18 protein-coding genes and 1 pseudogene are annotated in these 23,484 nt (G+C 61.0%); 14 read left to right on the forward strand and 5 right to left on the reverse strand.

Features of this window, described 5'->3' with window-relative positions:
• Positions 1-418 precede the first annotated feature (418 nt).
• From F6X42_RS37645 to ppk2, 3 genes are all read left to right on the forward strand, one after another.
• A complete protein-coding gene (locus F6X42_RS37645; RefSeq protein ID WP_246530439.1) occupies positions 419-3,166 on the forward strand; it encodes an HAD-IC family P-type ATPase in 2,748 nt (915 codons plus the stop codon).
• 111 nt (positions 3,167-3,277) lie between these two features.
• On the forward strand, positions 3,278-4,969 hold the full coding sequence (locus F6X42_RS37650) for a Na/Pi cotransporter family protein (RefSeq protein WP_187638949.1): 1,692 nt from the start codon (positions 3,278-3,280) through the stop codon (positions 4,967-4,969).
• A 23-nt stretch (positions 4,970-4,992) separates the two neighbouring features.
• A complete protein-coding gene (gene ppk2 / locus F6X42_RS37655; protein WP_187638950.1) occupies positions 4,993-5,826 on the forward strand; it encodes a polyphosphate kinase 2 in 834 nt (277 codons plus the stop codon).
• Between the two features lie 571 nt (positions 5,827-6,397).
• Here ppk2 and F6X42_RS37660 read toward each other — a convergent pair.
• Entirely contained in the window at positions 6,398-7,429 is a 1,032-nt protein-coding gene (locus F6X42_RS37660; RefSeq protein ID WP_187638951.1) for an AraC family transcriptional regulator, read from the reverse strand.
• Between the two features lie 141 nt (positions 7,430-7,570).
• Here F6X42_RS37660 and F6X42_RS37665 point away from each other — a divergent pair, with 141 nt between their 5' ends.
• The 4 genes from F6X42_RS37665 (at position 7,571) to F6X42_RS37680 (ending at position 11,277) form a co-directional block, all read left to right on the forward strand.
• Entirely contained in the window at positions 7,571-7,978 is a 408-nt protein-coding gene (locus F6X42_RS37665; protein ID WP_187638952.1) for a carboxymuconolactone decarboxylase family protein, read from the forward strand.
• A 45-nt stretch (positions 7,979-8,023) separates the two neighbouring features.
• Entirely contained in the window at positions 8,024-9,079 is a 1,056-nt protein-coding gene (locus F6X42_RS37670) for a beta-keto acid cleavage family enzyme (RefSeq protein ID WP_187638953.1), read from the forward strand.
• Positions 9,080-9,160: 81 nt separating this feature from the next.
• Positions 9,161-10,435 (forward strand): MFS transporter, encoded by a 1,275-nt coding sequence (locus F6X42_RS37675; protein ID WP_246530440.1) that lies wholly within the window; start codon positions 9,161-9,163, stop codon positions 10,433-10,435.
• Between the two features lie 5 nt (positions 10,436-10,440).
• Positions 10,441-11,277 (forward strand): SDR family NAD(P)-dependent oxidoreductase, encoded by an 837-nt coding sequence (locus F6X42_RS37680; protein ID WP_187638954.1) that lies wholly within the window; start codon positions 10,441-10,443, stop codon positions 11,275-11,277.
• Here the strand turns inward: F6X42_RS37680 and F6X42_RS44740 are convergent.
• Positions 11,249-11,422: a hypothetical protein gene (locus F6X42_RS44740; RefSeq protein ID WP_246530443.1), complete on the reverse strand. Its 174-nt coding sequence runs from the start codon at positions 11,420-11,422 to the stop codon at positions 11,249-11,251. The genes F6X42_RS37680 and F6X42_RS44740 overlap by 29 nt on opposite strands.
• On the opposite strand from F6X42_RS44740, the gene F6X42_RS37685 reads away from it, so the two are divergent.
• The 5 genes from F6X42_RS37685 to F6X42_RS37705 all read left to right on the forward strand — a co-directional run bounded on the left by F6X42_RS37685 (position 11,339) and on the right by F6X42_RS37705 (position 16,443).
• A complete protein-coding gene (locus tag F6X42_RS37685; RefSeq protein ID WP_246530441.1) occupies positions 11,339-11,524 on the forward strand; it encodes a DUF1289 domain-containing protein in 186 nt (61 codons plus the stop codon). The two genes, F6X42_RS44740 and F6X42_RS37685, sit on opposite strands and share 84 nt — an antisense overlap.
• Positions 11,521-13,161 carry a 3-(methylthio)propionyl-CoA ligase gene (locus F6X42_RS37690; RefSeq protein WP_187638956.1) on the forward strand — a complete coding sequence of 547 codons (1,641 nt, stop codon included), beginning with the start codon at positions 11,521-11,523 and terminating at the stop codon, positions 13,159-13,161. Before F6X42_RS37685 ends, F6X42_RS37690 begins: the two co-directional genes overlap by 4 nt.
• A 79-nt stretch (positions 13,162-13,240) precedes the next feature.
• Entirely contained in the window at positions 13,241-14,386 is a 1,146-nt protein-coding gene (locus tag F6X42_RS37695) for a porin (protein ID WP_187638957.1), read from the forward strand.
• 181 nt (positions 14,387-14,567) lie between these two features.
• Entirely contained in the window at positions 14,568-14,705 is a 138-nt protein-coding gene (locus F6X42_RS37700) for a hypothetical protein (RefSeq protein WP_187638958.1), read from the forward strand.
• 169 nt (positions 14,706-14,874) lie between these two features.
• On the forward strand, positions 14,875-16,443 hold the full coding sequence (locus F6X42_RS37705) for a methyl-accepting chemotaxis protein (RefSeq protein WP_187638959.1): 1,569 nt from the start codon (positions 14,875-14,877) through the stop codon (positions 16,441-16,443).
• A 473-nt stretch (positions 16,444-16,916) separates the two neighbouring features.
• Here the strand turns inward: F6X42_RS37705 and F6X42_RS37715 are convergent, their stop codons facing one another.
• The gene (locus tag F6X42_RS37715; RefSeq protein WP_312892998.1) at positions 16,917-17,906 is read right to left on the reverse strand and encodes a substrate-binding domain-containing protein; all 990 of its coding nucleotides are present in this window, start codon (positions 17,904-17,906) and stop codon (positions 16,917-16,919) included.
• Positions 17,907-18,306: 400 nt separating this feature from the next.
• Positions 18,307-19,776, reverse strand: a complete 1,470-nt coding sequence (locus tag F6X42_RS37720; protein ID WP_187638960.1) for a patatin-like phospholipase family protein — start codon at positions 19,774-19,776, stop codon at positions 18,307-18,309.
• Between the two features lie 534 nt (positions 19,777-20,310).
• Here F6X42_RS37720 and F6X42_RS37725 point away from each other — a divergent pair.
• On the forward strand, positions 20,311-20,898 hold the full coding sequence (locus F6X42_RS37725) for a BPSL1445 family SYLF domain-containing lipoprotein (RefSeq protein ID WP_187638964.1): 588 nt from the start codon (positions 20,311-20,313) through the stop codon (positions 20,896-20,898).
• A gap of 503 nt (positions 20,899-21,401) precedes the next feature.
• Here the strand turns inward: F6X42_RS37725 and F6X42_RS37730 are convergent.
• The gene (locus tag F6X42_RS37730; protein ID WP_187638961.1) at positions 21,402-22,568 is read right to left on the reverse strand and encodes a radical SAM protein; all 1,167 of its coding nucleotides are present in this window, start codon (positions 22,566-22,568) and stop codon (positions 21,402-21,404) included.
• Between the two features lie 542 nt (positions 22,569-23,110).
• On the opposite strand from F6X42_RS37730, the pseudogene F6X42_RS37735 reads away from it, so the two are divergent.
• Positions 23,111-23,359 (forward strand): annotated as a pseudogene (locus F6X42_RS37735) (efflux transporter outer membrane subunit); the annotation flags it as partial.
• Between the last annotated feature and the right edge of the window lie 125 nt (positions 23,360-23,484).

Genomic DNA, 23,484 nt, shown 5'->3' on the forward strand with positions numbered 1-23,484 from the left:
AGATCCAGATAGATCGTGGCCACGATCATGGAACGATCTTCACGTGGTCTACGCCGGACCTACCCACGCTCTCACATCATGCCCCACGCGCGCGCGAATCGGGGACCGGCCCTGCCGAGCCGCTTACGCTTCGTACTCTGCATCGCTCCATCTTATGCGAGTAATCCGCCGACGCGACAACGCTCATCGACCCTGATGTTTAGCGGGCCGCCTATGATAGACAAAAGAAATGGCGAATAACGTGTCGAGTTCTCGGGTATAAAACTGATATCCAGAATCACCATAGCGATAGTGACATCAACCGTGCGCAGCCGTTTCCGGATGCGCCCTTGATAACAATTCTTCTGTAAGCGGTTCTTAAAAAGCGCATCCGAAGGTTCAATAAACTTGCGCCCGCAACAAGATTGTGGAGTGAGCGATGAACGAGGCGACAAATGAGATGAAAAACCCAAGACCTCAAGGCGAGGAATCGGCCTGGTATGCGGTGACCGCGGAGGAGGCTGCGAAGCAGCTAGGAGTGAATACGCAATCGGGCCTGGGTATTCCGGAAGCAGCTGAGCGGCTTCAGAGATACGGTCCAAACCGCTTGCCGGAAGCTGGTAAGCAGAGTCTGTTGATGAAGTTTCTGGGCCAGTTCAACAATATTCTGGTTTACGTCCTGCTAGGCGCCGGCTTCGTCAAGCTGATGCTCGGGTTGTGGATTGACGCGTCAATCATCCTCGGCGTCGTCGTCATCAATGCGTTGCTTGGGTTTATCCAGGAAGGCAAAGCCGAGAAGGCACTGGACTCGATTCGCAACATGCTGTCCGCCGAGGCGAGAACCCTGCGCGCAAGCGAAACCCGCATGATCGCATCGGACCAGCTTGTGCCGGGCGACGTCGTGCTGCTGGAGTCAGGCGACAAGGTTCCTGCCGACCTTCGGTTGACTGACGTCAAGAACCTGCGCATGGAGGAAGCGGCGCTGACCGGAGAATCGGTACCGAGCGACAAATCCGTCACCCCCGTCGCTGCCCATGCGACGGTCGGGGATCGCCACAGCATGGCCTACTCCGGAACCCTAGTGGTGTCCGGACGTGGCACAGGGCTTGTCGTTGCGACAGGAAGCGAAACCGAGCTCGGGCGCATCAATCAGATGCTGGCCGCGGTCAACTCGCTCGAGACGCCGCTGCTGCGCCAGATCAAGAAATTCGGCTACGCCATTACCGCCGTCATTTTCGTGATCGGCGCGCTGGTGTTTGCCTACGGCCGATGGGTCGAGGGATTGCCGTTCGTCGAAATCTTTCAGGCTGTCGTCGGCATTGCGGTGTCGCTCATTCCGGAGGGCTTGCCTGCAATCATCACGATTACGCTCGCCATCGGCGTTCAGCGCATGGCGCAACGCAACGCCATCATCCGCCGGCTCCCAGCAGTGGAAACGCTGGGTTCCGTATCGCGGATCTGCTCGGACAAGACCGGCACCCTGACACTGATGGAAATGATGGTCGTGTCGGCCGTCACCGCCGAGACCACCTATCAGGTTGAAGGCGATGGATATGCACCCGATGGGCGAGTTCTGCGGGACGGCGCACCAGCGAATCAGGACCCGGTCCTCGACCTGATGGGGCGCGTTTCGATGCTCTGCAACGACGCGGAGCTGCGCAAGGAGGAGGGCGTCTGGAAGGTCGAAGGCGATCCGACGGAGGGGGCGCTGTACCCGTTCGCGACCAAGATCGGCCTTGAGCGGCAGACACAGCAGACGGCTTATCGTCGCGTCGACGCGATTCCCTTCGAGTCCGAGCACCGCTTTATGGCGACGCTGAACGAAGCGGCGGACGGCGGCCAGTTTCTCCTCGTCAAGGGGGCGCCCGAAGTCATCCTCGAACATTGCGACCGGCAACAGACGAGGGACGGCCCGCAGCCGATCGATCTTGGCCATTTTCTGAAGGCCTCGGACCAGCTTGCGGCGCAAGGCGAGCGCGTGCTGGCGCTCGCGTGGCTCGAACATCCGGGGCTGGCGGATAGAAACCTGTCTCCTGTGGATCTCCCGAAGACGCTCGTTCTGCTGGGGCTGGTCGGTCTGCTCGATCCACCGCGCAAGGAAGCCATCGAGGCGGTGAAGGAATGCCATGCTGGCGGTATCCGCGTCACGATGATCACGGGCGACCACAGGATCACGGCTGCTGCGATTGCGAAGATGCTGGGCATCGGCGACGGCAAGACAGCGCTGACTGGCGTCGAGATCGAGGCGATGAACAACGCGGCGCTGCAGGAGGCGGTCCAGAAGGTTGACGTATTCGCGCGCGCAAGCCCGGAACACAAGCTTCGGCTCGTCAAGGCGATCCAGGCGAACAACCAGGTCGTGGCGATGACGGGTGACGGGGTGAACGATGCACCGGCCCTCAAAAAGGCCGACATCGGTGTAGCGATGGGCATCAAGGGCACGGAGGTCACCAAGGAAGCCGCCGAGATGGTGCTCGCCGACGACAACTTCGCGTCGATCACCGCCGCTGTCCGCGAGGGGCGAACGGTCTACAACAACATTGAGAAAGCGATTCTCTTCATGTTGCCGACCAACGTCGCACAGGCGGCCGTCATCATGGTGGCGATCCTGGTGGGCTTCACCATGCCGATCACGGCGCCTCAGGTGCTCTGGGTCAACATGGTGACGTCGGTTGCACTGGGTCTTGTCATTTCCTTCGAGCCACACGAACTGGACGTCATGCGCCGTCCGCCGGGAGTAGCAGGTCGTCCCATCCTGACCAGGTTTGGGATCTGGCGGGTGATTTTCGTCGGGTTGAGTCTGCTGGCTCTGACGCTGTGGTCGTTCTTCTGGATGAAGGCGCAAGATGCGCCAGACGAGCTTGCGCGCACGGTTGCGGTCAACACGCTGACGATCGGACAGATTTTCTATCTGCTCAATACCCGTTACCTGGTCGATTCCTCGCTGTCGATCAAGGCGCATCTTGGCAATCGATATCTGCCGATGGGGATCGGTGCGCTCGTCGTCCTCCAGCTTATGTTTACCTATGCGTTGCCGCTTCAGGATCTGTTCGGCACGATGGCCATTCCACTTCGAATCTGGCCACGGCTGTTTCTCGGCGGCTTTGTGTTCTTCCTCGTCGTCGAGGCCGAGAAATGGATCATCCGCAGGTGGCGTGCATCGAAGCCGGCCCTGGCGACGACGTGACCGATGCCGCACGCAGCGGCCTGAGGTGCAGGGCGGGAAACCGGAAGGATCGGCACCCGCCCGGCGATGTTCCTTTTCAGGAAGGCGCGACATGACAAAAGGCGAAGCAAGATGACTCCTTCACCCGCGGAAGTCGAACTGGCCAAGCTGAACCTGGTTCAGATGTTCGGGCTTCTGATCGGTGGCCTCGCGCTTTTCCTTCTCGGTCTGGAGTTCATGACGGGCGGCCTGAAGGCCATCGCCGGATCGAGACTGCAGGCGCTGCTGGGCATGCTGACCGCGAGCCGGTTTCGCGGCGTGCTGGCCGGCGCGGTCGTGACCGCGCTGCTGAATTCATCGACCATTACCACGGTCCTGATGGTCGGGTTCGTTTCCGCCGGGTTGATGACGTTGGCCCAGTCGGTGCCGATGATCATGGGCGCGAACATCGGCTCGACGGTCACCGCGCAGATCATCGCGTTCGACGTTTCGAAACTGACGCCGTTCATGCTGGCCCTAGGCTTTCTGCTGCACGCGTTCGGGCGGCGCGACCTGCTGCGGCAGTTGGGCGGTGTGATTCTCGGGCTGGGCCTGCTGTTCCTAGGCATCCAGATGATGGGCGACGCGACGCGCCCGCTGCGCACGTTCCAGCCTTTCATCGACGCGATGCAGGACATGGAGAACCCGCTGCTGGGCATCGTGGTGGGCGCCATCTTCACCGCGGTCGTTCAGAGCTCCGCGGCGACGCTGGCCATCGTGATCGCGCTGGGGGCACAGGGCCTGATGCCGCTCGAGGCAGGCATCGCCCTGATTCTGGGCGCCAACGTCGGCACGTGCGGAACGGCGCTGCTCGCCGGGATTGGAAAATCGGCCGAGGCGGTCCAAGTCGGCGTCGTGCATTTCATCTTCAATATGCTGGGCATCCTGTTCTGGGTGTTCTTCATCCCGCAGATGGCCGATCTGGTTCGGCATATTTCGCCGTCCTACCCTGAACTGCAAGGGGTGGCCAGACTGGCGGCCGAAACGCCGCGCCAGGTCGCCAACACCCACACGATATTCAGCGTGGTTAGCACGTTGATCCTGATTTGGTTCACCGGGCCGATCGCGCGGCTTGCCCAGTTCATCGTGCCGAAGCGGGCGCAGGAGGCCAAACGGGCAGGCGATCCGGTCTATCTGGACGAATCGTCCCTGACGGCGCCTTCGCTCGGGCTTCAGCGGGTACGCCTCGAGCTGACGCGGCTGGGTCAACAGGTTCTGGAAGTCGTTCGCAGCGCCTCGAACATGATTTCTAGCGGAACTATCGAGGAGATCAACCTTCTGCTCGACCAAGACAAGGAAACCGACCGGCTGGCTGCCGAGATTCTTCACTATATCGGCCAGCTTTCGCAGGTGGAGCACTCGGAGGAAGAAGGCCAGCAGATGGTCAGGCTCACGCAGATTGCGTCCAAGCTGGAAAGCATCAGCGGCATTGTCGGGACCAATCTGGTGTCCGTCAGCCAGCAAAGACTGACGCACCAGATCGACCTCACGCGATTGCGTGATGAGGCGACGGTGCGATTTGCGGATACCGTGATCCGCAACCTCGAACAGGCCATCGGAACGATCATCGATCCCGAGGCGAGCGAAGCGGCAGAGGTCATTGCGGCGAAGGCCGAGATTGAAAGGATGGCGGCCACGGCGCGCCAGGTCGTGCTGGCCAAACTTCAACTGGCTGACAAATCCGACGTGCTGAGTTTCCGGCTGGCGATGGACCTGATCGAGCACTGCAGGCAGATTGCGCAGTTTGCGAGGGCGATAGCGAAGACCGCGGAAGAATTCCGCTAGTACATTCAGTTGATGGTGAAATCATGGGCCAGGGAAAAGACACGAAGTCCAGCCGGCGCGAAAGTCCACAGTCGGCGGCGAAGACGAAGCTCTCGCGGCAAGAGTATGAAGCGAAGATAGCGGAGCTCCATGTCGAGCTGGTGAAACTGCAGTTCTGGGCGAAGCACACAGGAGCGAGGATCATCGTGATCTTCGAAGGGCGGGACGCGGCTGGCAAGGGCGGTGTGATCAAGCGGATCACGGAGCGCGTCAGCCCGCGCGTGTTCCGCGTCGTCGCGCTGCCGGCACCGTCGGAACGGGAGCGCACGCAGATCTATTTTCAGCGCTACTTCGAGCATCTTCCCGCGGGCGGGGAGATCGTGATTTTCGACCGAAGCTGGTACAACCGCGCGGGAGTCGAGAGGGTCATGGGCTTCTGTACGGACGACCAGTATCATCGGTTCCTCCGACTCTGTCCGGCCTGGGAAAAGGACATCATCGATGCCGGCGTGACCCTGATCAAATACTGGTTCGAGGTCAGCAAGGAAGAGCAGACCCGCCGGTTCTCGGAGCGCATTATTGACGGCCGCAAAACCTGGAAGCTGAGTCCGATGGATATGGAGTCGCACCGGCGCTGGTACGACTATTCGCGCGCACGTGACGCGATGTTCGCGGCCACCGATACGAAAACATCACCCTGGTATGTTGTCGAAGCCAATGACAAGCGGCGCGCCCGCCTGAACTGCATCGCGCATTTTCTGGGCCTGATCCCCTATGAAGAAATCGAGCTTCCCCAAATCGATCTTCCCCCGAGGCAAAAGGCCAAAGGGTACAGGGAGCCCGATTATCCCTATAACCGGATTCCGGAAAAGTACTGAACGGCTATATTGAACCGTACGAGACTCACAACGGCCGTAGGTGACATTCGCGCGCGTCGATGATGATGGTCTAACGGCGAGATCGGGGTAGATCCTGTCCGCGATCCCTAATCATGGACAGGATTTATCTGGATCTCCCCGGATCACCGTCCTTGCGTGGCGCCGATTGGTGGATCGGCGCGATTTGCGCAACCTGTCTGCGACGTTCCCTGGCAACAGTTCGTCGATGCGATTGACCTTGTGGTCTGCGATGTGACTTACATTCCGCACGTCGAGGACACAATTTGGCGCGAATTTCGTCGCTAGTCTGGCGGGCGAAGGGCGTCGTCCGGGTAACTGCTGATACGAAAAATCGCGTCGCAGGAATGCGAGGGCGTGATCATCGCCAACATCCTTAACCTGTGGAATTCCTTCGTAGACCTGTTTGTGTCAAAAATGCATGGTTGCGTCGGCGGCAAGCAGGGTCACACCTTCCGAAGAAAGCCAGGCGGAGGAATGAAGCGCGAGGGGAGGCACCCGCGGTCCGCGCCTGTTGTTGGTATGTCCAGGTAAATAATGTGTCGAATGGGGGCTAGACGTTTGCATCGCCGGCGCCAGCGCGTCGTTGTGTGTTCTGGCGTCGCCAGGTCGATACGCTGCAGCCGAAGCGGTTGCCGAACCAGCGGGAAAACGCGCTCAACGATGAAAATCCCACCAGCGTGGCCACTTCAGACAGGGGCCGGTCGCCGCTACCGACATAGCGCATTACCAGTTCAACCCGCACAGCGTCGACAATCGACAGATAACCGTCGCCTTGATCGGCGAGGTGACGATGCACGGTCCTGCGATCCACGCCCAGGTGCTGTGCTATCCGGTCGACCGAACAGGCACCAGACGGCAGCAGCGCGATGACCAGCTTCCTGACCTTGTCGGACATCGTCGCGTTGGACTGCAGCAGCATCGAATCCAGATACTGGCGCACCTGCTGCGCCATGACCGGATCGTAAGCAGGAATGGCGGCGTCGAGATCGGATGCGAGGCACACGATGCCGTCGAAATCCTGGTCGAACTCGGCCGGAGCGCCAAATACACGTGTGTGCATGGCGAGGCTGGCTGGAGCACTGTGCGTGAAACAGATGGTGCGGGGCTTCCAGCTGGCGCCGAGCACCATGCTCAGCACCCGGTACAGCACGGCGAGCACCAACTCTGTTGCCTGGCGCATCGAGCCGGGCACAACGCCCATGAGGTCTTCGCGGATGATGGCGAGCCCTTCCGTTTCCTCGACGCGCATGACGACCGCTTCGTTCTGCAGCCTCAGGTAGTGCGCCATCGATCCGAGTGCGCGGCGCAACGTCGGCTGCTCACGCATCGCGAAGCCGAGCGGACCAAGGTTGGAGAGCTGGCGCGTTTCGGCCATGCGAAGTCCAAAATCCTCGATCGCAGCGGCCCGTGCCGATCTCTCCAGCAACCGCGCTACCGCCTCGGCCGGAATCATGATGTCGGGGTCCAGGAGCACTGACCGGTTGATTCCCGCGTCACTTAACTGCTGATACGGATCCACGCCCACGGAACGGGCCACTTCAACGAAATTGGTCAAGGCCGCACTGCGAAGCAGATAGGACATGGTTTTCCCTGTTGTCCCAAAATGTAAATTATTTGTCCCGGTTTGTCAAACGGCAATTTCCCCCGTCCCGGATACTTGCTTCCGTAGACGCACGACGCCGCGATGCGCCGAACTTTTTCAGAATGTCGAGGAGAGGAAACGATGAGCAATGAGATGAGCCGCACCGCAACCCCAGTCTGCGATCAATTGCGCGCCACGGGTAACTGGAATCCCGCCTGGGACGCAATCGCGCAACTCGATCCCATCTGGGCCGAGAAATTCATGGCGATGGGCATGCACCCCGTGATTTCGGGCGTGCTGGAACCGAAAGTGTTCGAGTTCCTCGCTATCGCCGTCGATGCGTCCTGCACGCATCTGTATGCGCCGGGCACACGCCGTCACATCCGCAAGGCGATCGAGCTGGGCGCCACCCAGCAGGAGATCGCCGCGGTGCTGCAAGCGGTGAGCGTCCTCGGCATCCATTCGAGCAGCCTCGGCGCGCCGATCCTGCTGGAAGAACTGGCCGCCTTCGAGAAGGCAAAGGCCGATGGCATGCAGTCCGCTGCGTGACGTCAAGCCTGCCACTTCACAAATTTCCTAAGAGGAAGACGAACCATGCATTTTTTAGACGATTCCCTGCTGCCTGAGAACCAGGAAAAACTTGTGATTCAGGTCGCGCCGTATGGCCCGCAATGGATTCCCGGCGATTCGGACGATATTCCGGTCACGATGGACGAACAGGTCCAGAAAGCGGTCGACTGCTACAACGCAGGCGCGACCGTGCTGCACGTGCACGTGCGCGAAGAGGACGGCAAGGGCAGCAAGCGTCTGTCGAAGTTCAACGACATGCTTGCCCGTCTGCGTGAAGCAGTGCCCAAGATGGTGCTGCAGGTCGGCGGCTCGATCTCGTTCGCGCCGGAGAATGAAGGGGAAGCCGCCCAATGGCAAAACGACGACGCGCGTCACATGCTCGCCGAGTTGAACCCCCGTCCGGATCAGGTCACCGTCGCAATCAACACGAGCCAGATGAACGTGATGGAACTGATGACCGAGGCTGACATCGCGGGCACCTCGCTCATGAATCCGGCGCTCCAGGCTGCCTATCGCGACATGATCGTGCCGTCCAATCCGTCGTGGCACGTCGAACACATCAGGCGTCTCGTCGCCAACGGCATCCAGCCGCAGTTCATGCTGGGGAATCTGACGCAACTCGAAACGGTCGAGCGTCTGATTCGCAACGGTGCCTATAGCGGTCCGCTGAATATCAACTACGTGGCAATTGGCGGCGGCGCGGCCGGGTTGCATCCCGCCGACATGATCGAGTTTGCCCGCCGCACCCCGGACGGCGCGGTGCTCACGTTCGAAACGCTGAACCGGAACGTGGTGCCGGTGAATACGCTGGCGATTGCGCTGGGCCTGCACGTACGGGTCGGTATCGAAGACACGCTGTTCGGCCCGAACGGCGAGCGGGCGACTTCAGTGCAGCAGATCCAGAAGATGGTGCGCATTGCGCGTGAGCTCAACCGCGATATCGCGAGCGGTGAGGACGCACACCGCATTTACCAGATTGGCACGCAATGGGGTTCGGTCGACGAGACGCTCGTCAAGCTGGGCATGGCGCCGAACCGCAAGTCAGTCCAGCGCGACGTACCGGCACGCAAGGTCGCCTGATCGGGGATAACGAGGCGGACTGCGGCAGCGTATCGCATCCCGCCTCGCTTGCAATGAACCCCTCAGGCATGGAGACAGATGATGTTCTGGAAGAAAAGCCCCCCTGCAGTTCTGGTGTCGCTCATGGTGATCCACCTGCTGGCGCACATCGACCGCAATATGCTGCTCGGTTTCTCGCCGCAGATTGTCAAGGATCTGGCGCTCAGCAATGCGCAATATGGTTTTCTGGTCGGTGCAGTATGGGTGATGAGCTTCGGCGTGATGGCGATGGTGATGGGTTCCCTTGCGGACCGCTTCAGCCGCCCGCGGGTCATCGCCGCCGGCGTGCTGATCTGGAGCGCGTGCACCTTGGCCTCGGGTCACGCCCAAACCTTCGAGCAGCTGGCGATCGCGCGCTTTTTCGTAGCCAGCGGCGAGGCGGCACTGGTACCTGCTGCCGCGGCCCTGCTGACTGAACTCTTCTGCGAGAAACGGCGCGGCACCGCCATGGGGCTGTTCTTCATGGGAATTCCTCTAGGCGTCGGTTGCAGCTTCCTGCTTGCCGGCAGCTTCGGCGCCACGCATGGCTGGCGGACCACGTTCTATGTGCTGGGGATCCTCGGCATTGCCATCGCGTTGCCGCTGGGGTTTCTGAAGGAAGACCGCAGCAAGCTCGCCCCGCATGAACGCGGCGCGCCCTTCGTGGCGCAGGCGCTCGCGGTGATGCGTACCGTCAGCAGAGATCGGGCACTGTGTTTCACGATCGTCGGCTTCGTGCTGGTCCACCTGGTGTTTGCCAGCTTCTCGTTCACGCAGTTGTGGCTGGTCAACGAGCGTGGCATGAACGCAGCCGGCATTGCGACCCGGATCGGTGCGCTGCAACTGACGTTCGGCACGCTTGGCGCGCTAGTGGGCGGTGCCATGGCCGATCGCCTCGCTGCGAAATTGCGGGGAGGACGCGCGAGCTTCATGGCGCTGCTCGTCGTGACCTGCGCACCGATGATGCTGGCGTACCGTTTCGTGCCGGCCGATTCGCCGCTGTTCTACATCGGCATGTGTGCCGGTTTCTTCCTGCCGCTGGCGGTATATGGCCCGGCTGCTGCTGCCATCACGAGCATGGCGCCGCAGAAAATGCGATCGACGGTCTTCGGTTTCACGATGCTGTCGATCAATGTCTTCGCTTTCGCCATTGGCAATGTGGTTGTCGGCATGGTCGCCGACCATTTCATTAAGGCTGGGGCCACCGCTCCTCTGACTGGCGTGCTGATCGCCACCGACGTGCTGGCGATCAGCTCAGCCCTGTTCTTCGCACTCGCGGCACGCGCCACAGGCCGGCAACGCGCGGCTGCGATGAAAAACATACAACCTGCGAGGTAATCAAGATGCAAAACCAACGTCAGAATCTGGAAGGGCGTGTGGCCCTCGTCACCGGTGCCGGCCGCGGCATGGGCGGTGCGATCGCCATCGACCTGGCCCGCGCAGGTGCGCGAGTCGCTATCTGCGATATCGATATGCCGGCACTGGAACAGACGCGCGCCGCGGTGGAAGCAACCGGTGCACAGTGTCTCGCGCGGCGCTGCGACGTGTCGTCCAGCAGCGAAGTCGCCAGTCTGTTCGCCGCCATCGCCGAGCGCTTCGGCACGCTGCACATCCTGGTCAACAACGCTGCGCTCGTGCCCGGGAGACCAGTCGATACCGAGCGCCGCAGCAGGCATTACGCGTATCTGACCACGCCGGTGCCGCGCCAGTCGCTGGGTTTCACAAGCAACATCAGCGATGAAGAGTGGCATCGCTACTGGGACGTCAATGTGCACGGCCTGTTCTATTGCACGCGCGAGGCGCTCAAGCTGATGGAGCCGCAGCGCGACGGCAAGATCGTCAACATCGCGTCGATTGCCGGTATCTCTGCGATGAGCGCGCATAGCCCGCACTACAGCGCGACCAAAGGCGCGGTGGTCGCCTTCACGAAGTCGGTTGCGGCCGAAGTGGCTGGTGCCAACATTTTCGTCAATGCGATGGCGCCGGGAGGCGTGGCCACTCCCGAGTTCACGAAGTACTTCGAAGCCGCCGGCGAGGAAAAGCGCAACCAGTTCTGGCAAGTGTGCCCAGCTGGACGCCTTGGGACGATGGAGGAGTACGCGTCGATGGTGACCTACCTCGCCGGCGATCACTACCTCGTCGGCCAGGTAATCAGCCCGAACGGCGGCGCAGTGATTTGACCGCAAGCGCCGCATGACCCCAAGCGAAGCCGTTGGAAATCCCTGCATCAATATTTGCAGGATGGACCAGAACAATAAGTCCTGCAAAGGATGCTGGAGAACGCCCATCGAGATAGGCCTCTGGGATCAGATGAACGATCTGCAAAAGGCCGACCTTGCTGAATTGCTTGAATGCCGTAGAAGCGCAAAGGTGCCGCAGGCGGGGGCGCCCTGCGCGCCTCTTCTAGAGAATGGACTGACGAAATGAACGGTTTGATGCTTCAAAAACGGTTGTTGATTTCCTCGTTGATCGTGCATGCCGATCGTCACCATGGCGATACGGAGATCGTGTCGCGCCGGGTAGAGGGTGACATCCATCGCTACACCTTCCGCGACTGTCACCGCCGCTCCCGGCAGATGGCCAACGCGCTCACCCGTCTCGGCGTCAAGGCGTCTGACCGCATCGGCACGCTGGCATGGAACGGTTATCGCCACATGGAACTGTACTACGGCATATCCGGCATGGGAGCGGTGATGCATACGATCAATCCGCGCCTGCATGTGGACCAGATCGCCTACATCATCGACCATGCGGAGGACCAGTATCTGTTCTTCGACCTGACCTTCCTGCCACTAGTCAAGGCCATTGCCGGCCGCTGCAAGACGGTCAAGGCGTTCATCGCGATGACCGACCTCGCACATATGCCACGGGATACTGACATCGTCAACCTGCTGTGCTACGAGGATCTGCTCGAGCGGAGTTCTGCCGCGTACGAGTGGCCGAACTTCGACGAGGATACCGCCTGCACGCTGTGCTACACGTCGGGCACGACGGGAAACCCGAAAGGCGTGCTGTACTCCCATCGCTCCGCGCTGCTGCATACCTATGCCGCGGCCCTGCCGGACGCGCTGAACTGCTCGGCGTGTGATGTGATCCTGCCGGTCGTGCCGATGTTCCATGTCAATGCATGGGGCATCCCCTACATCGCGTGCATGGTCGGGGCCAAACTGGTATTCCCCGGTCCCGGTCTGGACGGCGGATCGCTGTACGAGCTTATCGAATCGGAGAGGGTGACATTTTCAGCCGGTGTGCCAACGGTATGGCAAGGCCTGCTGACCCATCTCGAACAAGCCGGACTGAAATTCTCGACCATGAAGCGCACCGTTATCGGCGGCGCAGCCTGTCCATCCACGATGCTGCGCAAGTTTCAGGATGAATATGGCGTGGAGGTCCTGCACGCATGGGGCATGACCGAACTGAGTCCGCTCGGGACTGTCGGCGCGATGAAAGCCAGACACCTGGCGATGAACCCCGAAGAGCGCTGCGCCGTGCAATCAAAACAGGGGCGTGCTGTGTTCGGCGTTGACATGAAGATCGTCGGTGCGGACGGTAAGGAACTGCCGTGGGACGGTTTGACTTCTGGCGAACTTATGGTGCGCGGACCATGGGTAGTGCGCAACTATTTCCGCAACGAAGGCGGAAACCCGCTGCGCATCGACGCAGAGACACACGGCTGGTTTCCGACCGGCGATGTCGCGACCATCGACGCTGACGGCTTTATGCAGATCACCGATCGCAGCAAGGACGTGATCAAGTCGGGCGGCGAGTGGATCAGCTCGATCGAAATCGAGAACATCGCCGTGGCGCACCCCGCAATAGCGAGTGCGGCCTGCATTGCGGCAAAGCACCGTAAGTGGGACGAGCGGCCGCTGCTGCTCGCCGTGAAGCGGCCTGAGGCACAGGTGACCGCAGAACAACTGCTGGCGTTCTTCGAGGGAAAAATCGCGAAATGGTGGACCCCGGACGCAGTCGTGTTTGTCGATGCGGTGCCGCTTGGTGCCACCGGCAAGGTGTTGAAGAATCAGTTGCGTGATGCGTTTCAGGACTATCTGCTGCGCTCATGAGTGGGCAGGCAGCCTCTGTTTTGTTGGTTGTCGATGCAAGTCGTTACGGGCCTTTTAAAGCAATAAAACTGGAGACGCAATGAAGTTGAACTGGATCGCAGCGGCCACGTTCGCTGCAATGGGAAGCACCACTTATGCGCAATCGTCGGTGACGCTGTACGGCGTCGTCGACTCGGGGCTGTTATATCAAAGCACCGCTGCGGCCTCGTTCAGTCCGACGGCGAAAAACCTCGGGGCGGTCTATCGCTACAAGGATGGCGGTATCTACTCAAGCATCTGGGGCATGAAGGGCACGGAAGACATTGGCGGTGGCTATTACGTGAACTTCAAGCTGCAAGGTTCCTTCGACAGCGGCACCGGCAAGCCTGGTCTTGCCGATACGGCGGGTGCCACCGCGATCTTCAACCAGGTGGCGACTGTCGGCGTGTCCAGCCCGTTCGGCTCCATCAGCGCGGGTCGGCAGATCGTGCCGATGGCCTATGCAATGGCTGAAACCGACGTCCGCTCGGCGAATTACTTCGGCAGCATCCTGACCGCGTGGATCGGCATGAATACTGCGGCAGGCTGGCAGGGTACCAGCACCAATGGGCCGATTGGCGCGCTGTACGACAGCAATGCGATCGTCTACGAGTCGCCGAAATTCTATGGCGTGTCGGGGTTGCTCGAATACGCGCCCGGCGGCGTGCCCGGCAGCTTCCAGGGTGGCACGCGCGAATCGGCCGTGCTGAAGTACTCGAACTATGGTCTCAATCTGTCGGCCGTGTATTACACCGGGCATGACACCAACCCTGGGCCGACGACGGTCGCCACCGGGCTGAACAACAACCGCTACTGGTATCTGGGCGCGAAGTATACGACGCTGAATGGCATCTCGATGTCCGCGTCATACAGCAACGGCGCGAACCCGGCTGCGAAGAGCGCAGCGAATCCGTTCGGTGGTACGAGCCTCGACCTGTATTCGGGCGGCCTCGGCTATCAGGTCTCGTCCGCGGTGAAGCTCACCAGCGGGATCTATTACCTGAAGGACCGGAACAACTCGAAGAACAAGTCGCTCGAGGTTGCTGGGGGTGCCGAATACAGCCTGTCCAAAACCTCGCTGGTTTATGGCCAGGTGGGTTGGGTCAACAACCACGGTGACATGACCCAGACGATTACGTACGGCCAGCCGGTAGCACCTGGCATGGGCACAGTGGCGGTCATGCTGGGTCTGCGTCACGCTTTCTGATCGATCGCAAGGCCGGCTCGCGCGAAGCCGTTGCGCGCGAGTCCCTGGTGCCTGCCCAACCATGCAGGATCTTCCGCGGATCTGACCGCGGACAGGGGCCGCGGACTGCCTGGACAGATGCCGTGGTTGTGTTCCTTCATCATTAAGTACGGTGCGATTCCCTGTATAAGCAGGCAGCGAGATGAAGTTCATTATTACCTTTGGTGCGCTCGGCGTGACCACTGCGGCCCTCTGGCTATCCATCGATACTCTTGAGCAGAGCAGCAATATCCCTTTGGCAACCACGTTCACTGCTGTCAGAGATCTCGTTGAACGTTGAGATAACGCGGACCGCATAGAGCTACGGCCAATTGTTCCGCTACATGTCGAAGGCAAAGCCACCCTGACGTCACGCTCGAAACCGGGGCGGCGCCCCAGTGTGAACTTCAACAACACACTAGAATAGGTGTGCGCGCCCCTACAACTCCGGGCGCGCACCGTTCGATGCCATGTTCAAGAACCTCACTATCCGCACCGGGCTGAGCGTCACCATAGCGGTCTACACGATCGCGCTACTCGCATCAATCCTGACTGCTGCCGTCGGCGTCCATCGGCGCGACGTCGAACTCGAACAGATGTACAGCAATGACACGGTCGCGCTGGTGGACCTGAAAGCGAGCGCCGAGCGCCTCTTGCAGGCACGCCTCGCATTGAACGACGTAGAGACGTCCAGGCGCGTCGGGGGCAATGCGGAGCAGGTGCTATCCAATGCCCGAAAAATGCTGGACGAGAGCGAGGTGCTCCTCAGCACTGGCCTGTCGGGGCATCCGGTGGATGGTAACGAGCGGGCACTCGCTGACACGCTGCGGCTTAAACGGGATGCGCTCCTGACCAGGGTAATAGCCCCGCAGATAGCGGCGCTGGAACAGAACGACATTCTGACCTCTCACGCCATTCAGGCGCAGGCGGGAAACGCAGCGTACGCGGACTACCGCAATGCCAGTGGCGCGCTCGAGTCGTATCACACCGAGCGCCAACGGCAGCGCTATGAAGTGTCCGCGAAGCGATTCGAGCTGGGCCTTTGGGTATCTGCCACGACCGGTATTGGCGTTGTCCTGCTGGGCCTCTTCGCGCGTATCGCGCTGGCCGCTGCGATCGGGCGGCCGGTCGACACGACCATCCGGCACTTCGCGAGGATTGCTGCGGGCGACCTGACCGGTCGCATCGAAACCGGTCGACGCAATGAGATGGGACAGCTCGCTACAGCGCTCGGCCGCATGCAGGGCGGACTGGTCAATACAGTAGGGCAGGTACGCAGCAGCACGGACGCAATCGGTCATGGCATTCGCGAGATCGCGGCCGGCAACAGTGATCTGTCCGCGCGCACCGAACAGCAGGCCGCTTCGCTCGAAGAGACAGCCGCGAGCATGGAGCAGTTGACGGTGACGGTCAGACAGAATGCCGAAAACGCGCGAGAGGCGAGCGCGCTCGCGGTCCGGGCGTCCGGTATCGCGCAAAGGGGCGGTCAGGTCGTGGGTGAAGTGGTCGGGATGATGGACGGAATTTCAGCAAGCTCCCGGGAGATCGTCGATATCATCGCCGTGATCGAAGGCATCGCGTTTCAGACCAACATTCTCGCGCTCAATGCCGCGGTGGAAGCTGCGCGGGCGGGAGAAGAGGGGCGTGGCTTCGCGGTGGTGGCAGGCGAGGTACGGAGTCTGGCGCAACGCTCGGCGACGGCCGCCCGGGAGATCAAGGAACTGATCGGCGACACGGCGGCCAAGGTGCAAAGCGGCAGCGAACTTGTCATCCGCGCCGGCAGCACGATGGACGACGTTGCGCTGGCGGTGAAGCATGTGACCGACATCATGAGCGAAATCAGCGCCGCGTCGGATCAACAGTCGTCCGGCATCGAGCAGGTCAATTGCGCGATCGTGCAAATGGATCAGGTGACGCAGCAGAACGCGGCGCTCGTCGAACAGGCGGCGGCCGCCGCAGCCGCGTCACTTGCGGAGCAGGCGTGCCGGCTGCAAAGCGCAGTGGCGGCCTTCCGTGTTTGCGCTCAGGCGGAGCAATAGCTCGAAGTACGTTGCAGTCGGCGCTGCGTGCGGACCCCACGCACGCGAGCCGCCTGCAACGATGGATCAGGCAGCTTCATGAACGCAAGGGGTAACACAAGACGCTGATTGCGATTGCCAACAAGCACGCCCGTATGCTGTGGGCGATGCTTGCAAGGAGTGAGCCTTACGATGCCGATGCATGGCAGCGCCGCCCGCTGCATCCACCGCTACCGCCCGCTGCTGTATGACCGATTGACCTGCTCGACGCGATAGCAAGACGAGGTCGGACCGAACGGGAGAAGAACCCGACGACTCTGTTGGTGAGGCATTAAGGCATGCAGCGTATCGCTGCATGCCTGTTCGCCGGTTTTCAAATGGGGTTCTCTTGTGCGGCTCATATCGTGGCCCGCGCCCGACACGCTCGGACAACAAGGCCGTTTGCAAAGACGCAGTCTGTTCCTGGTGTTGTTTCGTCGCAAAAGAGCGGCTCATCAAGTGGTAAACATCATGATTCCACCAATACGCGATCGACCGTATTTCCGGCGCTGCGTATGCGGCGCGCACCGGAAATCAAAGCCCGCGATCTTGACTCTCGGCGGAAGTCCTTGCAAACAGAATCGGCGGTTCCCGGAAATTCGCCGGCCGCTCAGGTCGAACGGCGCACAGGACACGCGTTTTCGCTCATTTCGCAGGCGTCGCCGAAAGCGGTTCGAGCCCGGTCCTCGAAATCGCGCGGGCGCCGCGTCCGACGACGACAAAAAATGGATCAGCGCCTCTGCGCCGGCCGGATTTTTCGCATTGGTGGCGATGCCCCCGGAGAACACCGTGTACCTCTGCACTTCAGCGGGCAAACTGCCGACCACCGTCACCCCTTTCACCGGCAACAGTTCGACGACCTGCTGGATTCCAATCTCAGCTTCTCTATTCGCGACGACATCGGCGACCTGCGCGACAGGAATCGTGCGGCTCTTGCTCTCCGTCCGCCCCGCGATGCCGAGACGCCGGAACAGTTTGCTGCCGACGTAGATGCCAGTCGAGCTGTCCGGATAGACGGTCGACTTCGCTGCGAGCAGCACTCGCTGCAATGCTTCGGCCGAGCTGATATCCGGCTTCGGCGTCCCCTCGCGAACCACCATGCCAATTGCCGAGCGTGCGAAGTCCACCTTACTGTCAGGCGGGACCTTGCCGGCATTGATCTGTTCGTCGAGTGCATACCCAACCACGATCGACACGTCGGTCCACTCACCACGCGCAAGCCGCACAGGGATTGCATTCGCGGCCGTACCCACCGCGGGCCCCCAGACAGTGATTAGCTTACGGCCTGTCGCCTCCTCGAATTGCGGGCCCAGTTCGCGATAGGCCGACGCAAACTCGCCCGAAATCATCACCTTGACTTCGTCTGCCACTGCGGCCCCGCTGCCGAGTAACGCGCCCGCTACGCAGAACGCAAGTGCGCGAATCCCCAGCTTGCCGATGGTCACGGCCCCGCATGACCCAGTCCGGATATGCATCGAGTCCGGATGCCAGTCATCACGTTAGCCGGCATCGCGTGCGGCAGCGAGACTGCCGCACCGGTCAGCTTCATACTAGCGCCGTCGACGGGCGCTGCTCGCCCCTTCTCGGCTGTTCGTAGAGGATGTGTGAACGCCTGAAGTCTGGAGGCGTGCTGCAGATCGCTGCCTTCCGAGGTTCATGCTGTGCATGCCCACTGCATGAGACGGCACCGGCCAGAAGCTGTCGTACGCAAAATTGCCTGTAAGCGAACCTTAGACGGGGCGTAATCTGCTCGGCGGCAGAGTATTTTGCAGGCCGGTCTCCGGAAAGATTGAGGGCGGCCGTCGGACCGGCGGTGGCGAGGTTGCGTTGCCGTCGCGGTGGCTGTCACTTTGCAGCGCTTTCCGCGGCTGAAGGTGTGTTGGCGGACTGATCGACAAGGTGGGCCCCTGCGTCCTTTAGCATCTGCTGCAAGTCGGGCGAATCGAGGATGATCTTTCCCGCGGCGGCGCGCAGGCGGTCGACCGCCTCGTCTGGGAGGACCAAGGATGTCGGCAAATTATTGAGGTAGTGGCGCTCGGTCTCGTCCTTCAGTGCCTCGAACGACACATCGATCACATACATGTTGGCATTGGGTGAATTCGCGAGGCGGGCCATTCGGCGACCCTTGCCGTTGGTCAATGCGAAGGCGTCGCGGAACTCGCGCATCGTCTTCCATCGGGCGTTGATGTCTTTCAGCAATTCGACCGATTCGCTGGAGTAGCGGTTGATCGGTACCCCGGCCGCCGTGGTCAGGGTCGCGAGGATGCCGGGCGGATTCTCCGACATGCTCCATTTGTTGGATGGCGACGATACTGAATTGACCACGAAGATGATGATCCGGTGCACATGATCGAGCGGCGTCGGTTGGCCGGCCGCCCGCAACGCCTCGAACGCTTCCATGAAGTCGAGCACGCCACGCAGGCCCAGATTATCGGAAAAGGCTCCGTCCACAAGGTGGAAATACGGATCGCGCTGGGCATCACCGAGTTTCCGCAGTTCCTGCAGGCGGTTGCGGAGACGCTCTGCCGGCCGCTGCGAGTTGTCGGTGTCCGTCGACAGGCGAATCCACTCTGGTTCGTGATAACCGCACGTGCCGCCATAGTTATTGATTGTGATGGGCGAAAGTACGACTGGCACCGCCGCCGACGCCGCAGCGGCGCGCGAGAGCCTGAAAGGGCCAAGCTCCGCGCACATGACATCGAAATTCAGCGGAATGAAAACGACGCGCGACCCGGTCGAAATTTCCGTCGCACTTACCGCGATCGCCGGCCCATTCGCGCGCTCGAGGTCTTCGAAGGTGGCGCCGTTGAACAGTATTTCGTCATAAAGTTGAGCCGCTAGTTCGGAGCGCCCCCAGCCCTTCGAAGACAGGGCGGGCCAGTTCAGCGGGTTCAGGATGCGCGCAATCAATTCACCCTGGATGTTGCGCTTGAGGAAACCCTTTTCGTATATGTCGAACAGTTTCTCGCCATACAGGCCGTAAGCCAGCGCAGTGAAACTGCCACCAGAGACACCGGAGATCACGTTGACCTCGTCAAGCAGACGGGTCTTGTCGCCAGACTTGCTGACGATTTCGATGCGCCGTAGCGCTTCGAGCACCCCGTACGAAAACGCGGCCGCGCGCGTGCCCCCGCCGGAGAAAGCCAGGATAACCAGATCCTGCAGGTTCCTCCGGCCATGTTCCAACCTTTCAAACTCGTTCCCATGGTTCGGGGCGTATTGAACGATCGGTGGATTGACGGGCCGCGTGGCACAGGCACCCAGCAACACCAGCGATGCTACGACGAACGCCAGGGATATGCGCGAGGAACGCAAGTGTCTATTCTCCAGGGCAATGACGCTTCCCCCTCAATCGCGGGTCCGCATGCAAAAAAATGTCCTGCCGGGAGCGGGGCGCAGAGAATGCGCGCGGGCGGTCCGGACCGCCCGCGCGCACGACTCCGCCAAAGTACCCTAATTGGCTACAAATGGAAATCGTACGTTGGTTCAGTTCACGGCCAGGGAACTGGCTAACGTGGCTCAGGTCGACGTGGAATTTTCTGGTGGCAGTCGCCGGGGTTGTAATGAGATGGACCTGGCGCCTCCCTTCGGGAGACACTGACGGACGTCAACCTGACGTGTGGAGGTTCATCATGGAAATCGATATTCTCGGCATCGATCTCGCCAAACAGGTCTTCCAGCTCCTGCCGACCGGGGCGGTTGTGACGCACACGCCTCGTGAATAGTAACCCTGACTAACAAAGGTGTAGTAGAAATATCTACGGACGTAGTATTAGAACTGGAGAGAAGGTTGTAGCGGCCAGACTTATGCACCGGGGATTCGCCTCGGAACCACGATGGAGGACGATAATGAACAGACGGAACTTTGCACTGAAAGCCGCGGCTGCCGTTGCCGCGGCGGGTCTGACGCTAACTGGCTGTACGATGACCTCTGGCAGTGGCAAGAGCCCGGAAACCGATGCATCGAAGCGCCAGGCGATCGACGCGAGCGTGGACGGAGCGTTGTCGCGGCTCTTTTCGACGGTAAATGGCTCTCGTGAACTCGTATCGAAGGCTCAAGGGGTTTTGGTGTTCCCGTCGGTAAAGAAGGCGGCCTTCATCGCCGGCGCCGAGTACGGAGAAGGCGCATTGAGAGTTGGCGACACTACGGTTGGCTATTACAGCACGGCCTCGGCTTCATTTGGATTTCAGGCCGGCGTGCAGTCAACGGCAATCATCTTCCTTTTCATGACGAAGGACGCGCTCGACAAGTTCCGCAATTCCGCCGGTTGGTCGGTTGGCGGGGACGTGGCGGTTTCGATCGTGAAAGTGGGCGCGAATGGTGCAATCGACACGACATCAGCCTCCTCGCAGGTCGCAGTCATCGTGCTCACCAATACCGGTCTGATGGCCGACGTTTCACTCGCCGGGACCAAGGTGACACGGCTCAACCTGTGAACGAGAAGTCCGGTTTGCCCCGAACCTGCCAGACGGCCTGACCGCTGTGGGCCGGTGAGGTGCGTGCTCCCCGCTGCATGCGGTGTTGCCTGGGCACAGTCATGCTGACGCGACCCGGGCGCTCTCGAGCTCGGCACGAGGCGAACTGGGCACGAAGCTCTGCGCAAAGTGCTACATCAGTCCGAGAGTCGCTCTGGGCATCGATGTACGCGTGACGACGTATACGGGGTCGTCTCAAGATACGGAAATTTGCGCACGTTAAGCGTTTGCGAACTGTACGATTCGAATGCCGCTAGTCGACCCGTTACAGACGCCCGGAATCGCCTTGAGAATGTCCGTTTGTGCGTGAGCAAGTGACCGTCCACGATGGCGAATGGCGCCATCTCCTACGATTGCAGATTTCATTTCCGCATTCGGCCCCGCTGCTATGAGTCGTCACGTTCTACTGCCTTGGTCCAGGCAGATATCCTTCCGTCAGCAGGCTCAGTTGCGGCAGATCGAGCTCATTCAAATTGCGGCGACGAATGGCGTCTGCCGATCCGTCCTGCTAACGAGGTAAGGGCCGCTCGAGGCAATTCTTCAACCGAAAGCGCCCACAGCGAATACGCGACGCTGCGCTGGAACAACAAACCGACAGCGGCGCGAAGCTCGCCCCTGCCCAGCGCGCGCACCGAGTCAGTCACGGCAATGGCGCCGTGCATCAGGACGCTGGCATGCCGGTAGCACCCCATCATGCAGTCATTGCAGGGCTCCCGTTGATCGGGCAGGCGGTCGAGGTCGAAGACGGAGCCCATTGGCTCAGGCCACGCCTCGCAACGCCAGACATCGAGGTTCCAGTCGATATAAAAATACTTGCTGCCACCGATACATGGAATCAGTTGCTGTTCGCCGCGCACGAACCGCGCGACCTCGGCCAGCGCAGCGCTCGGGTCCATCACACGAAAGCGCTTTTTGAGGCGGGCGATTGCGCTCAACGCTTCGAGTAGTTCGTCACGGCTCAGGTCGACGAGCGTCGAGTTTTCGTCGTAAACCAGCGATGAGGAACCGAACGCCTCGCGCCTTGGATAGGAAAAAACGACGGCATCGAAGCCAAGCCGGTGGAGCGTCTCTGGAAGCGACGCGTAACGGACCAGACGACTCACCGTAACCGATGCGCAGACCGGGGTGCCGAAGGTGTGCGCCTGAGCGATGCCCTCGCGGATGCGGGCCTCCAGACCGCGCAGGCCGCGATTAAGCTCGTGCTCGCTCATGTCCGCGCTATCGATTGATATCAGGAGACGCTTGAGGCCGGCCGCCGCCAGTTGCTTGATGTGGCGGGGGAGGAACCAGCCGTTCGTGATCAGGCCGCACTCGATGCCGGCTTTCGTGGCCGAGGCCACGAGCGATTCGATCTCTGGGTGAACCAGAGGCTCGCCCCCCTGCAACGTCATGTAGCGAATCCGGCGTCTGCGCAGGATCGGCAGCGCACGCGCGAACTCATCGGGCTCGAGATAGCGACGCGGGCCTGCCAGTTTCTTGTCGCGCGAGAACCCGCAGAAGTCGCATGCGGCGTTGCAAACGTTCGTTACCGATACGTCACAGACCGCAGGCAGTGGATTCCTCGGCTCGCTGCCGACACCGTCTACGTGCCGCAGATTGCGCCACTTGATGTTCCGCTCTGTTGCATCCATGGAACCCTCACGGTCTTCTGACGAATTCGGCACGAACCATCATAGGATACGCTCCACACGCTAGACGGTGATCCATTTTCGCCCTTATTGCCGGTCGCGCGACCGGCAACTCCGGGTCCGTAAGCGGCAGCGGAGTGGCCGCTCAATTTGGCATTGGCGGCTGTCCCTTGCCGGCCGAACCCACCCCTTTGGTGCGGTACGAGGGTTGCGCGAACGAACGTTTGTGCAGCAATGCTGCAGACAGACTGTGATCTTCAGCTATATGGCGGGAAATCTCCAGCGCTATGTGACGCCGATGACGAGGTTGCTGCACACCGCTCCTGGCGGCAGGCAGTGAGCAGACCTTTTCCGCGCAAGCGGATGTGCCGACCTACTGGTGGACGCGCTTCGGCTCATTGGCCATCGACAGCGCAGTCGACGAAGCGCTGACCGGCAACGCAACGATTGAAGGCGCGCAGGCTGCGCTGCGCCAGAGCGAAGACGAGATGCGCGCGGGCGCCGGCGTGTTTTTCCCACAGGTGGACGCGGGTTTCAGTGCGTCGCAGGTGGTGCTGAGCGCCTTCGCGCAGGTGGCGGACACATTGCGGGCGCTCGAAAACGACGCGCATGCGCTTGACGCGCAAACCCGCGCACGGGGCGCCGTGGCGGAAGCGCTTCGGCTCGTCAAAGCCGAGTACGTCGCCGGCACCGTGGGCTATGTGCAGATACTGATCGCGGACAGCCAGTTTCATCAGGCGCGCATTGCGTGGCTACAGGGCGTGGCGCAACGGCTGCAGGATTCGGTCGCGTAGAGGTGGCGCCGAGAATCCGGACAGGTCGGTAAGTGGAAAAGCTGGGGCGTGAGTCGGTCATAATGGCCGGCAACAAGGAACCAGAAGATGACGAAACGCAACCGACGGACACACTCACCGGCGTT

Origin of the sequence: Paraburkholderia podalyriae, assembly GCF_014397785.1 — a bacterium.
Taxonomy (GTDB): domain Bacteria; phylum Pseudomonadota; class Gammaproteobacteria; order Burkholderiales; family Burkholderiaceae; genus Paraburkholderia; species Paraburkholderia podalyriae.

Bases quoted from the DNA above. Each gene is read 5' to 3' on its own strand.
- F6X42_RS37675 (WP_246530440.1), top strand. From the start codon at position 9,161: ATGTTCTGGAAGAAAAGCCCCCCTGCAGTTCTGGTGTCGCTCATGGTG.
- F6X42_RS37695 (WP_187638957.1), top strand. From the start codon at position 13,241: ATGAAGTTGAACTGGATCGCAGCGGCCACGTTCGCTGCAATGGGAAGC.
- F6X42_RS37685 (WP_246530441.1), top strand. From the start codon at position 11,339: ATGGACCAGAACAATAAGTCCTGCAAAGGATGCTGGAGAACGCCCATC.
- F6X42_RS37700 (WP_187638958.1), top strand. From the start codon at position 14,568: ATGAAGTTCATTATTACCTTTGGTGCGCTCGGCGTGACCACTGCGGCC.
- F6X42_RS37665 (WP_187638952.1), top strand. From the start codon at position 7,571: ATGAGCAATGAGATGAGCCGCACCGCAACCCCAGTCTGCGATCAATTG.
- ppk2 (WP_187638950.1), top strand. From the start codon at position 4,993: ATGGGCCAGGGAAAAGACACGAAGTCCAGCCGGCGCGAAAGTCCACAG.
- F6X42_RS37660 (WP_187638951.1), bottom strand. From the start codon at position 7,429: ATGTCCTATCTGCTTCGCAGTGCGGCCTTGACCAATTTCGTTGAAGTG.
- F6X42_RS37680 (WP_187638954.1), top strand. From the start codon at position 10,441: ATGCAAAACCAACGTCAGAATCTGGAAGGGCGTGTGGCCCTCGTCACC.
- F6X42_RS37730 (WP_187638961.1), bottom strand. From the start codon at position 22,568: ATGGATGCAACAGAGCGGAACATCAAGTGGCGCAATCTGCGGCACGTA.
- F6X42_RS37705 (WP_187638959.1), top strand. From the start codon at position 14,875: ATGTTCAAGAACCTCACTATCCGCACCGGGCTGAGCGTCACCATAGCG.
- F6X42_RS37725 (WP_187638964.1), top strand. From the start codon at position 20,311: ATGAACAGACGGAACTTTGCACTGAAAGCCGCGGCTGCCGTTGCCGCG.
- F6X42_RS37690 (WP_187638956.1), top strand. From the start codon at position 11,521: ATGAACGGTTTGATGCTTCAAAAACGGTTGTTGATTTCCTCGTTGATC.
- F6X42_RS37670 (WP_187638953.1), top strand. From the start codon at position 8,024: ATGCATTTTTTAGACGATTCCCTGCTGCCTGAGAACCAGGAAAAACTT.
- F6X42_RS37650 (WP_187638949.1), top strand. From the start codon at position 3,278: ATGACTCCTTCACCCGCGGAAGTCGAACTGGCCAAGCTGAACCTGGTT.
- F6X42_RS37645 (WP_246530439.1), top strand. From the start codon at position 419: ATGAACGAGGCGACAAATGAGATGAAAAACCCAAGACCTCAAGGCGAG.